Here is a 15,021-nt window from a genome sequence, read left to right on the forward strand (position 1 = left end):
CCGTGACCTACGACGTCGTCATTCTCGGCCTCGGATATGTGGGGCTGCCGCTCGCGCAGCAGGCCACCCGGGCCGGCCTGTCCGTCCTGGGCTTCGACGTCAACGCGGGGGTGGTCGAGGCCCTCGGCGCCGGCCGCTCGCACGTGGACGACCTGTCCGACGCCGACGTCGCCGAGATGATCGCCGGTGGTTTCCGGACCACCGCCGACGAGTCCCGCATCGCCGAGGCGGACGTCGCGGTGATCTGCGTGCCGACGCCGCTGTCCGAGGGTGACGGCCCGGACCTGCGCGCGGTGACCGGTGCGACCGAGGCCATCGGGCGCAACCTGCGCCCCGGGATGCTCGTCGTGCTCGAGTCCACCACCTACCCCGGCACGACCGACGACGTCGTACGGCCGCTGCTGGAGAAGCTCTCCGGGCTGGTCGCCGGGCGCGACTTCCACCTGGCGTTCTCGCCGGAGCGGATCGACCCGGGCAACGAGAAGTTCGGCGCGCACAACACCCCGAAGGTCGTCGGCGGGTACACGCCCGGGTGCACCGACCGGGTGGCGGCGTTCTACGGGCGGTTCGTCCAGACCGTCGTCCGCACCCGGGGCACCCGTGAGGCGGAGACGGCGAAGCTGCTGGAGAACACGTACCGGCACGTGAACATCGCGCTGGTCAACGAGATGGCGCGGTTCTGCCACGAGCTCGACATCGATCTGTGGGACGTCATCAACGCCGCGTCGACCAAGCCGTTCGGCTTCCAGGCGTTCTACCCCGGCCCGGGTGTCGGCGGGCACTGCATCCCGATCGACCCGAACTACCTGAGCCACAACGTCCGCAGCAAGCTCGGATACCCGTTCCGGTTCGTGGAGCTGGCCCAGGAGATCAACGCGACCATGCCGGCGTACGTGGCCCGGCGCGCGCAGAACCTCCTGAACGCCGACGGGCAGGCGGTGCACGGCGCCACGGTGCTGCTGCTCGGGGTCACGTACAAGGCGAACATCGCCGACCAGCGGGAGTCGCCGGCGACACCGCTGGCCCGGCAGCTGACCGCGCTCGGCGCGACGCTGACCTACCACGACCCGCACGTCACGCGGTGGAGCGTGGGCGGTGCCGAGGTGCCGCGCACCGACGACCTCGAGGGTGCCGCCGCAGCCGCGGACCTGGTGATCCTGGTGCAGCACCACCGCGAGTACGACGCGGACCACCTGGCCGGCATCGCCAAGCGCTTCTTCGACACCCGGGGTGTGACCAGCAGCAGCGAGGCACACCGACTGTGACCGAGATGAGCATCGCGCCCGTCGCACCGGCGCCACGGGGGCGTACGCGCCCCGCCGGGCCCCGGCCACCCGTCGCTGCGGCACCGGAGCCGGCCCGGCACCGGCGTGACATCGAGGGGCTGCGGGCGGTCGCGGTGCTCCTCGTGGTCGCGTACCACTGCGGTCTGCCCTTCGTGACCGGTGGTTACGTCGGTGTCGACGTCTTCTTCGTCATCTCGGGTTTCCTGATCACCGGTCTGCTGCTGCGGGAGGCGCAGCGGTCCGGCACGGTCTCGATCCCCCGTTTCTACGCCCGCCGGGCCCTGCGGCTGCTGCCCGCCTCGACCGTCGTGGTCGTGGTGACGGTGGCCGCCGCGGCGCTGTGGCTGCCACCGCTGCGGCTGGCCGGGATCCTCTCCGACGCGCTGCACACCACGATCTACGCGATGAACTGGCGGCTGGCCGCCGTCGGCACCGACTACCTGAACGCCGACGCGGACCCGTCGCCGCTGCAGCACTTCTGGTCGCTCGCCGTCGAGGAGCAGTTCTACCTGGTCTGGCCGGTGCTGCTGCTGATCGTCATCCGGCGCGGGGGCCGCGGTCTCAGCACGGTTTTGAGCGTGCTCACGGCCGGTTCGCTGCTGGTGTCGGTGTGGCAGACGCAGCACAACGCCGGGTGGGCGTACTTCGGGGCGCACACCCGCGCGTGGGAGCTCGGTGCGGGCGCGCTGCTCGCGGTGGGCGCGGCCCGGCTGACACGGCTGCAGCCCGGCGTGGCCCGGGCGCTGACCGGTGCCGGCCTGGTGGCCATCGTCGTCTCCGCCTTCGTCTACACCGCGTCGACGCCGTTCCCCGGGTACGCGGCCCTGCTGCCCGTCCTGGGCACCACCGCGGTCATCGCCGGTGGGTGCGCGCGTCCGGCAGGGCTGCTGGGTCTGCCGGTGCTGCAGGGCATCGGGCGCCTCTCGTACTCCTGGTATCTCTGGCACTGGCCGGTGCTGCTGCTCACCCCGTACGCGGTGGGCCGGGATCTGGAGGTCTGGGAGAACGTCGCGCTGGCGCTGGGTGCGCTGCTGCTGGCCGGGCTGACCTACGCGCTGGTGGAGAACCCGATGCGGAACCTCGCCGGCCTGCGTGACCGGCCGTGGCACGGCATCGGCGTCGGTGCCGCCCTCTCGCTGGGCGCGGCCGGGCTGTGTGCGCTCATCGCCTTCACAGCGGCGCACGCGGGTGGTGTCAGCACTTATCGGGCCGCGCCGCTGACCGATGCGGGGCGCCTGCAGCAGAGCCTCGCTGCCGCGTCCAAGATGCCGGCCGTGCCGCGCAATCTGACGCCGAAGCTGGAGAACGCGGCGAAGGACAAGCCGCAGATCTACCGCGACAAGTGCTCACCCGCGTTCGACGACGCCGAGGTCAAGACCCCCTGCGCGTACGGCGACCTGACGTCCCCGACAACCGTGGTGCTCTTCGGCGACTCGCATGCCGGCCACTGGTTCCCGGCGCTGGAGACGGTCGCGAAGCAGCGGCGCTGGAAGCTCGTGATGGTCACCAAGAGCGCGTGTTCCGCCGCGGACACCCTCATCTACGAGGACGCGCTCAAGCGGGAGTTCACCGAGTGCGTGCAGTGGCGCAAGGCCGCGTGGCGGCACATCCGCGCGCTGCGCCCGGCGATGGTGGTCATGGCGTCGACCGCGCCGAGCACCGAGCTGCTCGAGGTGACCGGCACTCAGGAGCAGGCCTGGGTCGACGGCTGGAAGCGGTCCGTCGACCAGGTGTCCGCGCCGGGCACGAAGGTCTACTTCATCAACGACACGCCCTGGCAGAACGGGCCGGTCCCGGAGTGCCTGTCGGCGCACCTGGACGACCCGGCGGCCTGCGGGCGCAGCCGGGCCACCGCGGTCAACGTGCCGGAGCGCCGGGCCCAGGTCATCGCGGCCGTACGCGCGGAAGGCGCCACGGTCATCGACCCGCTGCCGTGGTTCTGCACCGACAGCCGCTGCCCGGTCGTCGTCGGCAACGTGCTCGTCTACAAGGACCAGCACCACATCACGACGGCGTACAGCCGATTCCTGGCGCCACTGCTGTCCGTACGCCTGAAACCCTGACGGATCAGGCACCGGGCCGGCTCTCCACACGGGGAGCCGGCCCTTTTTGTGGTCTTCGCACCCGACTCGCAACCGGCCGGCTCCCGGCGTCGCAACTGGACTCCGGCAGCTACCCGGGCGGCAACCCAGCAACCCCGGCAAGGCACCTGAACAGGCATCAGGGAAGGGCGCAGGTGCTCCGAAGGGAATGGTGTACCTGGCGAACAAAGCGTCCAGGCGGTGTTCCTCGAAAGGTTGACCCGTGCAGAAGACCCTGGTCCGTCGCCTCGCCACCCTCGCGATGATCCCCGCCGCGCTGATCGGAATGATCGCGATCGCCGCCCCGGCCGAGGCCGCCACCGTCTCCATGACGACGCTGCAGACGCAGGTCGTGAGCCTGTCGAACGCCGAGCGGGTCAAGGCCGGCTGCAAGGGCCTGCGGGTCAACGCGGAGCTGCTCTGGGCGGCCCGCGGACACAGCAAGTTCATGGCGACGACCGGCAAGTTCAGCCACAGCGGATCGGGCAGCTCGACGTTCGTCGCCCGCGCCCGCGCCGCCGGTTACACGGCCGCTCGCAGCGAGAACATCGCGTGGGGCTACCGCACCGCGTCCGAGGTCGTCAAGGCGTGGATGAAGAGCCCGGGCCACCGTCACAACCTGCTCGACTGTGGCGCGAAGACGTTCGCCGTGGGCGTCGTCTACTCGTCCAACGGCACCCCGTACTACACCCAGGACTTCGGCAGCCGCTGATCGCAGCGCGCCACCCAGGCTTCAACCCTCCCCCCGGACCGGCCGGCATGCCCCCGCATGCCGGCCGGTTTCCCGTTTGCGAGGGCTTCAGACCGAGACCGGAGCTCCGGTACGCGAGTACGACAGCACCGCGTGCCGCCCCAGCAGCCGCTGCTCCTCGGTCAGACCCGGCACCTCCTGCGTCCACCGCAGCACCGCGTCCCGCTCGTCCTGCCGGTTCGCGTCGTCCAGCACCACGGTGGCGGTGCTGGCGAGACGCTTCTCGAGAACGGACAGCGCCGGGTAGCGCGCGTCGGGGCCGGTCGCCGCCGGGGGCCCGTCGACCAGCAGCAGGTCGACGCCGGTGAGGTCGTCCAGCGCCTGGGTGTCGTACCACTGGTAGGTCTTGCCGGTGGCGGTCAGCTCGCGCAGCGGCGCCTCGCGCACCTCGACGACGGCGTTGAGGCCGTGCGCCGCCAGCATCGCGCGGGTCTTACGGGCGTAGTCGGCGTCGTGGTCCAGCGAGATCAGCTTGCCGCCGTACTGCTCGAGGGCGTATCCGAGCCAGACCGACGACGTACCGCTGCCGAGCTCCACGACCAGGCGGGGCTCGCGCAGCCGGACCAGGTGCAGCAGGTCGAGCAGGTCGGTCGGGTTGAGGGCGAAGTCGCCCGACGACGGCATCGGCGCGCGCGGCGTGAACTGCTGGAACAGCTGGAACATCGCCTCGATCTCACGGCTCTGCGCGCGCAGCAGCAGGTCCGTGCCGTGCCCGCTCTGCCGCAGGCCGCGGGTGATGGTCCGGGTCAGGTCCTGATGCCGGTCGCCCGCGCTGAGCCGTTCCTTCTCGACCGTCGCGACGACCCGGCGCTGCAGCTGCTCGACGACCGTCCGCATCTCGCGGTTCGCGGTCTGGTTGGCGCGGTAGACACCGCCGATCCAGCGTGAGAGGTGCAGGATGCCGAGCAGGACCCCGAGCAGCAGGACGGCGACCAGCGAGACAGCAAGTCCCTGATGTCCCGTCGCGGCCGCGGCCCACACGCCGAGGCACAACGCCAGGATGGCCATGAGGACCACCGCCTGCGGACGGGTCAGGCTCCGCAGCCGCACCGCCAGCCGACCGCCGAACCGGACCAGGCTGCTCATAGAGACCTCCAGGGAGTCATGTGCGCCTCGGGCGCGGGTCAACACCATCGGTAACGCCCGCGGCGACACCGTCGTTACGGCCGGGGATCACCGTGTGGCGCCGGCCGCCCGCTGCACCGACCGCTGGACGGGTGTCGCCGGATGCGGCGCCGTGACGATGCCGGCGATGCGGTCGACGAACAGTTGCGGGTGGTGCGCCTTGGCGACGACCGCGCGGGCCCGGCGGCTCTGCTCCGCGAACAGCTCCCGGTCGCTCTGGTACCGCTCGAGGGTGGCCTCGACCTCGCCGGGTCCGCAGTAGACGGCGGCGTCGCCGTAGACCGCCGCGTGCCGTTCCGGCATCACCACGACACAGCCGTGCGCGGCTGCCTCCAGCGCCGGGCGCGAGAACGTCTCGATCCGTTCCGGGCTCGGGAAGTGCAGGTAGAAGTCCAGCTGGTGGACGAAGGTGCGCAGGTCCAGGTCGGCGGCGTCGAAGACCAGGTGAGAGCGCGGTCCGCCGAGCTGATAACCCGTACGCGGCCAGTCCGGCAGCCGCAGCCGCACGTCCCACCGGCCCAGCGACTCGTAGACGACCACGGCCTCACGCACGTCCCGGGGCCAGACGCCCTCGTCGCTGAGGTCCGTACCGACCACGGCGAGCCCGGCGGAGGCACCCTCGCGGTTCGACGACCACCGTTCGCTGTTGATCACCGCCGGCAGGTCGTACGGGGTCAGCTCGACGTTCTCGGCGCGCAGCAACGCGCGGACCTGCGGATCCTGCGGGCACCACACCGGTTCGGGGCCGAACAGCCGTGTCGCCGCCCGCGAGCAGTCCTCGGGCGAGTACCGCCGGTCGAGGTCCTCCGACCGCGTCGGCGCCTCGTCGGCGACGATCATCACCTGCCGGGCGCGCAACAGGCACGGGTCGCCGTCCGGGAACTGCAGCACCGCCGCGTGCCGCACGATGACCAGCTCGGCCCGGTTCTCGTCACCCGGGAGGATCTGGTCCACCCGGCCGTCGTTCACGAGCTGCTGCAACGGTGCGCAGAGCGGCCACCGGCGGCGTGCGGGCGGCCGCAGCGACTCGGTCTGCATGATCGCAACGCGCAGTCCCCGGGCGACGAGGGCCCGGATCTCCTCCAGGCCCGACTGCTGGGCGCCTTGGAGGAAACGCCAGTCCGCGACGACGACCACGTCGTACTCGGGGCGCCCGGCGTCCTCACCGCGGGCCCGCAGCAGGTGGTCGGGGGCGGCGAACGGTCGCCGGCTGCCGTCCCGCGGCCGGTGCGGCTTCGCCGTGCGCGCGGCGATCCGCGAGTGCCAGTGCTGATAGGCGGACATGTAGGCGGTCCGCGCCGGGTGCATCCAGTAGGGCCGGATCTCCGACCGCGACAGCGATCCCAGCGACAGCCGGATCAGGGCCAGCGGCTCGGACTCGACGTGCTCGACGGCCCGCTCGCCGTAGACCGCCCGCATCCGTCCGATGTACTCGGAGTCGGCGGCCTTGCGCACCCGGTCGAAGTAGCCGATCCGGCCCATCACCAGCGCCCGGCGGAACAGCAGCGACGACGGGTTGAACCGGCCGCGCCGCACACCGGGCCGCGTGATCAGCAGGTCGTCGGAGACACCCAGGCCGTCGGACGTCGTCGCGACCAGGCGGCGATTGTCCAGCAGCGGCCGGACCTGGAGCTCGAGCCGGCGCGGATGCGACCAGTCGTCGGAGTCCTGGAACGCCGCGAACTCACCCTCGGCGGCGTCCAGACCGGCGTTGCGCGCCTCGTAAGTACCCATGTTCACGGGCTGCTTGACCAGCCGGATGCGGCTGCCGAGCGCCACGGCCCGGGCCAGCACCGCGTCGTACTCCGGCGGCGAGGCGTCATCCACGATGATCACCTCGACGTTGCGCCAGGACTGGTCCAGGATCGAGCGCACCGCCGTGATCAGACCCTCGTCGGGGTGGAACGAGGTCACGATGACCGAGATCCGTTCCGGCTCCTCGACGGGGGGCACCGCGGCCGCGACGGTCAGCCGGTCGAACGGCGGCACACCCTCCTTGTGCTCCAGCGCGAGCGGCGGATCGGGCAGCATCTTCCGGAACGCCGTGAGCCACGGGATGACCGGCCCGCTCCCCGCGAAGGGATTGGCCAGATCGAGCTCCAGGTCCGTGCGCACACTCTCGCTGAGCTGCCTGTACGCCCGCAGCAGCTCCCGCGCCCGCTCAGGCCCCTGCCAGGCGAAGGCGAGCTGGGCGTGCAGCCCCTGATGCGCCGACGGGAGCGCGTTCGCACCGAGCGCGACCCGGATCAGGTCGTAGATCGCGAGCGAGTCGACCCGGTCCTCGCTCAGCATGTCCTGCTGGGCCAGGGTCTGCGCGAGACCGGCGAGGACCGCCGGCTTGACCTCACGCCGGCGCTGCTTGAGCCAGCGGCTGTCACCGGCCCGCGCCGCGGCCAGCAGGTCCTCGTAGGAGCCGCTCTCCCGCAGGCCGGAACGCGCGAGCAACTGCCGTGCGTCGAGCGAGCGGATCCTGATCGCCGTCGGTGGCAACGCCAGCCGCACGTGGTAGCGGGCGATTCTCAGGTAGTCGTCGAGCAGACCGGGTGTCTCCCCCATGCGGCAACAGACCTCTTCACGTACGCCCTGGATGTCGCTAGGGCCAACGTCGGCGGGTCGATCGAGGTGACGGTCGGGCCCTCGTCGTAGTCGGACGGACCGTCACCGCGGCGCCGCCGGTCCAGCCGCTTGAGCGACGCCACCAGCACGAAGCTGACGCTGACCAGCAGCGCCCACGAGCCGAACTTGGAGAGGTGGACCATCCGCCAGATCTCCGCCTGGTCCGGATATTGCCAGGCGCCGAGGAACGTCGCGGCGTTCTCGGCCAGCCACAGGAAGCCGCCGATGAGCACGAAGGCCAGGGCGAGCGGCATCCGGTAGCGCACGGTCCCGACGCGGTAGGACACCGTGGTGCGCCAGGTCGCGGCCAGCAGCGCCAGCGCACCGAGCACTCTCAGATCGGGCAGCCAGTGGTGGGTGAAGAAGTTGGCATAGATCCCGGCGGCCGCGATCGACGTCGCCACCGGGCGGTAGTCGTGCAGCACCAGATCGAGCCGCCGCCAGGCCTGACACAGGTAACTGCCGACGGCCGCGTACATGAAACCGCTGTAGAGCGGCACCCCGAGGACCTTCGTGTACGCGTCCTCCGGGTACGACCACGAGCCGGCGCGCACCTTGAACAGCTCCAGGGCGAGCCCGACCACGTGGAACAACGCGACGACGAGCACCTCGCGCCCGGTCTCCAGCCGGGTCAGCCACAGCACCGCGGTCACCAGCACACACCCCGCGAGCAGAAAGTCGTACCGGGGCAGGGGTGTCTCGACGACCTGGGAGACGGCCAGCAGCAGAAAGACCGCGACAGCGAAGATGCAGCTCAGCGCCTCCTGGACCGCGAAGCGGAAGAGCTGTTTCACACCGCGGCGATGACGGCCGCTTCGACCCTGTCCCGATCCGCTGCTTCCGCCCATGCCCCGACAAGGTAGAACGCGTCCACCACGTCACCGCCCAGCGTCGAGATGCGGGCCGCCCGGACCTCCGCGCCGGCATCGTCCAGCGCGGACGCCACCCGGAACAGCAGACCCGCGGAGTCGGCCGCACGCAGCTCCAGCACGGCCGCGTCAGTGGCGGCACCACGATGCCAGACGACCCGCGGCGCGGCACCACCCCGGGCCGACATCGCCCGGGCCCGCAGGCGCTGCGTCACGGACACGTCGCCGGCGGCCACCCGGCGCAGGTCCGCGGCGAGTGCCACCGGGTCGGCCGGTGAGCCGTACCGGGGCTGGGTCGTGAACTCGACGATCGCCCGGCCGTCCACGGTCGAGGCGTCCGCGGCGATCACGTCGAGGCGGTGCATGGCCAGGCACGCCGCCACCGAGCCGAGCAGACCCCGGCGGTCGGCCGCGGCGACAGCGACCCGGTCACCGTCCAGATGGACGGCCGGCAGCTCACCCTCGAGCAGCTCCGGATCCGGCTCGGGTGGTGTCGGCAACGCGCCGGTGTCCAGGGCGGTGTGCACCCGCCGGACCAGCTCGGCGATCAGCCGGCCCTTCCAGTCCGACCAGGCGGCCGGACCGGTGGCGTGCGAATCGGCCCTGGTCAGCGCGTGCAGCAGATCGAGGGTGGCGGGGTCGCCGACCGCCTCGGCCACCGTGGTGATGGTCACCGGGTCGCTGAGGTCCCGGCGGGTGGCGACGTCGGGCAGCAGCAGGTGCAGCCGGACGAGCTTCTCGATGGTGGCGACGTCCGCGGGTGGCAGACCGATCCGGGTGGCGATGTCGGCGGCGATCGGCGCGCCCACGATGCTGTGGTCGCCGGGCAGCCCCTTGCCGACGTCGTGCAGGAAAGCACCGATGAGCAGCAGGTCCGGGCGGTCGACCTCACGCGTGAACGCCGTCGCCTCGTACGCCGCCTGCACGAGGTGGCGGTCCAGGGTGAAGCGGTGGATCGGGTGATGCTGCGGGAGGCTGCGCAGTCGTGCCCACTCCGGCAGCCAGGCGTCGATCAGGCCGTACCGGTCGCAGGCCTCCCAGGTCGGGAGCAGTCCCTGGCCGGAACCGAGCAGCGAGACCAGCGCCGCGCGGGCCGCGGGCGGCCACGGCATCGGCAGCGGCGGGCAGAAGGCCGCGAGCCACTCGCAGGTGGCGCGGGCGATCGGCAGCCGCACGGTGGCGGCCGCGGCGGCCACCCGCAGCGACAGTGTGGGATCGGGGACGGGCCCGATGGCCGTGCGGGCGAGCACCAGCTCGCCGTCCTGCTCGACCACGTCCCGGGCGACCGGGCGCCGGGCCGGCGCACCGGCCGGCGTGCCCCGGCGGCGACCGCTGCGCAGCCGGTCGGCGGCCCGCCAGGCGTCGTCCAGAGCGTGCGCGATGGTCCGGGCGTCACCGGCGACCCGGCGCAGCAGGGCGTCACCGTCGTCGAGGCCGAGCAACTCGGCGACCGCGGCGCGCTCCTGGGCGACCAGCCGGTCGACCCGGCGGCCGACGGCGAGGTGCAGGGCGTCGCGGGTGTCGAGCAGGCGCAGATTGGCGGCGCGGACGGCGGGACGCATCGTGTCGGCGACACCGGCCCGGCCGATGCCCCGCAGGATGGTCAGGTCGCGCAGACCGCCGGCGGCCTCCTTGAGGTCACCCTCCAGCAGGAACGCCAGCTCGCCGTGGGCCGCCCAGCGGCTCGCGGTGATCTCCTTGAGCTGCGGCAACAGGCGGACGGCGGTGCGTCGCCACTGGTCGGAAGTGGCCGCGATCAACTCGGCGGAGAGGGCCGCGTCACCGGCGACGTGCCGGGCGTCGAGCAGGCCGAGCGAAACCTTGACGTCGTCGTGGGCGACGGAGAGCGCCTCGGGCAGGGTGCGCACCGAGTGGTCCAGGCCGAGCCGCGCGTCCCAGATGGGATACCAGAGAGCGGACGCGATGCGGTCGATGCCGGCCGTGCCGTTGTGCAGCAGCACCAGATCGAGGTCGCTGTAGGGGGCGCAGTCGCGCCGGCCGAGCCCGCCGACCGCGACCAGGCTGACGCCGGTCAGGTGGGCGGGGAACAACGTCTGCAACCACGCATCGAGCGCTGCTGCCCGGTCGACCCGGGCGGCAGCGCCGAGATGGTCACGCAATGTGTCCAGCGAGCCGCCGGACGGCACCTTGGGTGGGGCCGACGGCTCGCTGACCACGTATGACAAATCGCTTCCTTACAGTCAAACCCGCAAGAACTAAGGGCTAGAGAGCGTCGAGTCCACGCTCACCGGTACGCACCCGGATCACGTCCTCAACTGCGGTCACCCACACCTTGCCGTCGCCGATCTTGCCCGTACGGGCCGAGGTGGTGACGGCGTCGACGACCTTCTCGACGTCGATCTCGTCGGTCAGTACCTCAACCTTGATCTTCGGAAGGAACTCCACCGTGTACTCGGCACCCCGGTACACCTCGGTGTGGCCCTTCTGACGTCCGTACCCCTGTACCTCGCTCACGGTCAGACCCGCCACGCCGAGCGCGTGCAGAGCCTCTTTCACCGCGTCGAGCTGGTACGGCTTGATGACCGCGGTCACCAGCTTCATGCTCAGTCCCTCCATCGCAGCCATCAGGGGAAATTAACCGGCGACCTTTTCACTGACGGAGGACTTCCCGTCAGTGGTACCCGCCGGCGTGATCCCGGCCATCGCAAAAGCGCTGCCCGAGCCCGTGGTGGGCGAGAAGTCGTACGCGCTCTCGGCGTGCTCGGCGACGTCGATGCCGGACACCTCGGTCTCACCGTCGACCCGCAGGACCTTGACGGCCTTGAGGATCAGGGCGAGCACAACCGCGATCACGAGGGAGTAGACCGTGACGGCGGCGCTGCCGACGAACTGACGCCAGAGCTGGTCCACGCCACCGCCGTAGAACAGGCTCTCACGGGCGGCAACGGCGTTGACCTGGGTGGTGGCGAAGAAGCCGATGCCCAGGGAGCCGATCCAGCCACCGACGAAGTGGACGCCGACGACGTCGAGCGAGTCGTCGTAACCGAGCTTGTACTTCAGGCCGACCGCCAGGGCACAGACGGCACCGGCGATGATGCCGAGCACGGCCGCGGGCAGCGGGGCGATGAAACCACAGGCCGGGGTGATGGCGACCAGGCCGGCGACCGCACCGGACGAGGCACCGACCAGCGTCGGCTTACCGTCGCGGAGCCACTCCACGATGATCCAGCCGAGCAGCGCGGCAGCCGTGGCGACCTGCGTGTTGACGAACGCGACCGCGGTGATGCTGTCGACGGTCAGCTCGGAGCCGGCGTTGAAGCCGAACCAGCCGAACCACAGCAGACCGGCGCCGAGCGCGACGAACGGCACGTTGTGCGGCTTCATGGCCTCGCGGGGCCAGCCGACACGCTTGCCGAGCACCAGGATCAGGCCGAGCGCCGCGGCACCGGCGTTGATGTGCACCGCGGTGCCACCGGCGAAGTCGAGTGCGCCGAGGTTGACGCCGATCCAGCCGCCGCCCCAGACCCAGTGCGCGACCGGGACGTAGACGAGGGTGAACCAGCCGAAGGCGAACAGGATCCAGCCGCCGAACTTGAGGCGGTCGGAGAGGGCGCCGCTGATCAGGGCGACGGTGATGATGGCGAACATCATCTGGAAGACCATGAAGACGTAGGTCGGGATGCCGGTGCCGGCCCCCGCGACCATCCATTCCTCGCCGATCCAGGTGGTGCCGGTGCCGAAGTACTGGCTGAAGCTACCGATGACGTGGTTGGTGCCTGAGCTGTCGTTGGTGCCGAAAGCCAGGGTGAAGCCGTAAAGGACCCACAGGACGGAGACGAGCCCGATACTCGAGAAGCTCATCATCATCATGTTCAGGGCGCCCTTGGACCGGTTGAGGCCACCGTAGAACAGCGCCAGGCCCGGTGTCATAAGCAGAACGAGCGCAGACGACAGGAGCAACCAGGCTGTATTGCCGGTGTTGATCTCCACGCTGCCTCCTCTCGGATTAGGTGTCCTCCCACACGGCCACGGGGCAGCGTCGCCTGTTGGCCGGTTCAGGGCGGAAGCCTTTCGTTCCGCTGTTTCGCGCACGGTCTACGCGCGATTTCCGACGCGTGACGGGTTGTTTCGTACGTGTGAAGAAACTCTCACAGGCGGCCCGACAAAATACCCTGAACTGGAACAATAGGCCCAAGGAGACACGCCAAGAGGATCATCACCTTGTCAACGGCGTGTCACCGCAAGGCGTACTCCAGGGTGTGCCGCTCGTAATCGAGCAGCCGGAGATCACGCATCGGTCGCCGGAGATGTCCCTTGTGCACGATTCGCACGAAGGCCGGGTCCCCCGCGGCGGCCATCCGCCGGATGCCCTCGACGTGGTCCACGATCCGCTTGCGGATCGTCCGGACCAGGCGGTGCCTGTCCCGCGGGATCAGGCCGTACGCGTCGGCGAAGAGCCGCAGCCGGCGCGGACGGTTCGGCCTCTTCCAGCCCAGCGTGTAGGAGTCCCGGTCGCTGAACAGCGGCACCCAGGTCCAGGCGGCGTAGGCCACGTCGTAGATCCGGGCGCCGGGCGAGGCCAGGTCGAAGTCGATCAGCGCGAGCGTGCCGTCGGGACGCCAGACCACGTTGTGCGGGGCGGCGTCGTGGTGACAGATCACCTCGGTGTCCGGCGGCGGCGGGCCGAACGAACGCCAGACGGCACCCGGCGGCGGCTGGAAACCGTACTGCGCGTCGTGGAACATGCGCAGCATCGTCGCCACCGTGACGAGCGCTTCCTCGGTCGTCCAGTGCGGGGCCAGCGGATATTCGCCGCACTCGCCGTCGAGGTAGGACAGCACCTCGCGGCCGCGGTCGTCCATGCCCAGGGCGTGCGGCGAGCCGGTGAAACCGACCCGCTGCAGGTGGTTGAGCAGCGAGTGCACGGCCGGCGTCCACGGGCCGGCGTTGCGCCGCACGGTGTCGCCGAGCTTCGAGACCGTGCTGACGTTGCCGCCGTGCAGAGGGATCTCGCGGTCGCGTTCCTGCGTCACCCACGACCTCCCCTAGAAGTGCCCCGCGGCGCGAGCCTGCCGCCCCCGAGACTACGCGTCGGTGCCAAGCAGGGCCTCGACGAAGGCGGCGGGCTCGAACGGCGCCAGGTCGTCCGGGCCCTCGCCCAGACCGACCAGTTTCACCGGGATGCCCAGCTTGTTCTGCACGGCGATGACGATGCCGCCCTTGGCGGTGCCGTCGAGCTTGGTCAGCACCACACCCGTGACGTCCACCACGTCGGTGAAGACACGGGCCTGCTCCAGACCGTTCTGCCCGGTGGTGGCATCGAGGATGAGCAGCGTCTCGTCGACCGGGCCGTGCTTCTCCACGACCCGCTTGACCTTGCCGAGCTCGTCCATCAGGCCGACCTTGTTCTGCAAACGGCCGGCTGTGTCGATGAGCACAGTGTCGACACCGATCTCGATGCCGCGCTTGACGGCGTCGAAGGCCACGCTGGCCGGGTCGCCGCCCTCGGGCCCACGGACCGTCTCGGCGCCGACCCGCTCACCCCAGGTGGAGAGCTGCTCGGCGGCCGCGGCGCGGAAGGTGTCGGCCGCGCCGAGCAGCACCGTACGGCCGTCGGCGATCAGGACCCGGGCGACCTTGCCGCAGGTGGTGGTCTTGCCGGCGCCGTTGACACCGACCACCAGCACCACCGCGGGGCGGCCGTCGTGCGGGGTCGTCCGCAGCGAGCGGTCCATCCCGGGGTCGAGCGCGGCGGTCAGCTCCTCGGCGAGCTGGGCCCGCACCTCGCTGACCGTGCGGGTGCCGAGCACACGGACCCGCTCCTTGAGCCGCTCCACCAGGGCCTGGGTGGCCTCGACGCCGACGTCGGCGGAGATCAGGCTGTCCTCGATCTCCTCCCAGGCGTCGTCGTCCAGGTGATCGCGGGACAGCACGCTGAGCAGGCCACGGCCGAGGACACTCTGCGAGCGGCTGAGCCGGGCCCGCAGCCGCACGAGCCGGCCCGCGGTGGGCTCCGGCGTCTCGATCGTCGGCCGGGCGGGAGCCTCGACCACCGGCTCCTCGACGACGGGAGCCTCGGGCTCACCGATCAGCGGGGGCAGCTCGTCGACCGACGGCACCGACGGCCCCGCCGGCGGGGGCAGTTCGCGCCGGCGGCGCCGGGGCACGACCAGACCGATGGCCCCGACCACCAGCACCGCCAGCAGGATCAGGGAGGCGACCACGTATTCCATTCCGAAATCCTGACAGATGTCCTCCGGACGCGTGGGAGCACCCGTCCTACCCGACCGGAACGGACGGTCACCCCGTGATCGCCGAAAGCATGTTGGCGA

General features: G+C 71.1%; 11 protein-coding genes. 3 read left to right on the plus strand and 8 right to left on the minus strand.

Annotated elements, in window-relative coordinates; all coding sequences use genetic code 11:
• Positions 1-2: 2 nt before the first annotated feature.
• The 3 genes from AFR_RS36560 to AFR_RS36570 all read left to right on the plus strand — a co-directional run bounded on the left by AFR_RS36560 (position 3) and on the right by AFR_RS36570 (position 4,079).
• A complete protein-coding gene (locus AFR_RS36560; RefSeq protein ID WP_023561869.1) occupies positions 3-1,265 on the plus strand; it encodes a nucleotide sugar dehydrogenase in 1,263 nt (420 codons plus the stop codon).
• A gap of 5 nt (positions 1,266-1,270) precedes the next feature.
• Positions 1,271-3,349: an acyltransferase family protein gene (locus AFR_RS36565; protein ID WP_041843208.1), complete on the plus strand. Its 2,079-nt coding sequence runs from the start codon at positions 1,271-1,273 to the stop codon at positions 3,347-3,349.
• A gap of 241 nt (positions 3,350-3,590) precedes the next feature.
• On the plus strand, positions 3,591-4,079 hold the full coding sequence (locus AFR_RS36570) for a CAP domain-containing protein (RefSeq protein ID WP_023561871.1): 489 nt from the start codon (positions 3,591-3,593) through the stop codon (positions 4,077-4,079).
• An 87-nt stretch (positions 4,080-4,166) separates the two neighbouring features.
• Here AFR_RS36570 and AFR_RS36575 read toward each other — a convergent pair whose 3' ends face one another.
• The 8 genes from AFR_RS36575 to ftsY form a co-directional block, all read right to left on the minus strand.
• Positions 4,167-5,204, minus strand: a complete 1,038-nt coding sequence (locus AFR_RS36575) for an O-methyltransferase (RefSeq protein WP_023561872.1) — start codon at positions 5,202-5,204, stop codon at positions 4,167-4,169.
• A gap of 87 nt (positions 5,205-5,291) precedes the next feature.
• Positions 5,292-7,799: a glycosyltransferase family A protein gene (locus AFR_RS36580; protein ID WP_023561873.1), complete on the minus strand. Its 2,508-nt coding sequence runs from the start codon at positions 7,797-7,799 to the stop codon at positions 5,292-5,294.
• Complete coding sequence (locus AFR_RS36585; protein WP_023561874.1) at positions 7,763-8,653, minus strand: DUF817 domain-containing protein; 891 nt, start codon at positions 8,651-8,653, stop codon at positions 7,763-7,765. The genes AFR_RS36580 and AFR_RS36585 overlap by 37 nt, the downstream gene beginning before the upstream one ends.
• Positions 8,650-10,875 (minus strand): [protein-PII] uridylyltransferase, encoded by a 2,226-nt coding sequence (locus AFR_RS36590; protein WP_052359889.1) that lies wholly within the window; start codon positions 10,873-10,875, stop codon positions 8,650-8,652. Before AFR_RS36590 ends, AFR_RS36585 begins: the two co-directional genes overlap by 4 nt.
• Positions 10,876-10,951: 76 nt before the next feature.
• Positions 10,952-11,290, minus strand: a complete 339-nt coding sequence (locus AFR_RS36595) for a P-II family nitrogen regulator (RefSeq protein ID WP_023561876.1) — start codon at positions 11,288-11,290, stop codon at positions 10,952-10,954.
• A 33-nt stretch (positions 11,291-11,323) separates the two neighbouring features.
• Positions 11,324-12,619, minus strand: a complete 1,296-nt coding sequence (locus tag AFR_RS36600) for an ammonium transporter (RefSeq protein ID WP_238547416.1) — start codon at positions 12,617-12,619, stop codon at positions 11,324-11,326.
• Positions 12,620-12,924: 305 nt separating this feature from the next.
• Entirely contained in the window at positions 12,925-13,722 is a 798-nt protein-coding gene (locus AFR_RS36605; RefSeq protein WP_023561878.1) for a phosphotransferase, read from the minus strand.
• 51 nt (positions 13,723-13,773) lie between these two features.
• Positions 13,774-14,922, minus strand: a complete 1,149-nt coding sequence (gene ftsY, locus AFR_RS36610; protein ID WP_023561879.1) for a signal recognition particle-docking protein FtsY — start codon at positions 14,920-14,922, stop codon at positions 13,774-13,776.
• Between the last annotated feature and the right edge of the window lie 99 nt (positions 14,923-15,021).

The sequence above is a fragment of the Amorphoplanes friuliensis DSM 7358 genome (assembly GCF_000494755.1).
In the GTDB taxonomy this organism is placed as follows: domain Bacteria; phylum Actinomycetota; class Actinomycetes; order Mycobacteriales; family Micromonosporaceae; genus Actinoplanes; species Actinoplanes friuliensis.

Bases quoted from the DNA above. Each gene is read 5' to 3' on its own strand.
- AFR_RS36595 (WP_023561876.1), bottom strand. From the start codon at position 11,290: ATGAAGCTGGTGACCGCGGTCATCAAGCCGTACCAGCTCGACGCGGTG.
- AFR_RS36580 (WP_023561873.1), bottom strand. From the start codon at position 7,799: ATGGGGGAGACACCCGGTCTGCTCGACGACTACCTGAGAATCGCCCGC.
- AFR_RS36565 (WP_041843208.1), top strand. From the start codon at position 1,271: ATGAGCATCGCGCCCGTCGCACCGGCGCCACGGGGGCGTACGCGCCCC.
- AFR_RS36600 (WP_238547416.1), bottom strand. From the start codon at position 12,619: ATGACACCGGGCCTGGCGCTGTTCTACGGTGGCCTCAACCGGTCCAAG.
- ftsY (WP_023561879.1), bottom strand. From the start codon at position 14,922: ATGGAATACGTGGTCGCCTCCCTGATCCTGCTGGCGGTGCTGGTGGTC.
- AFR_RS36575 (WP_023561872.1), bottom strand. From the start codon at position 5,204: ATGAGCAGCCTGGTCCGGTTCGGCGGTCGGCTGGCGGTGCGGCTGCGG.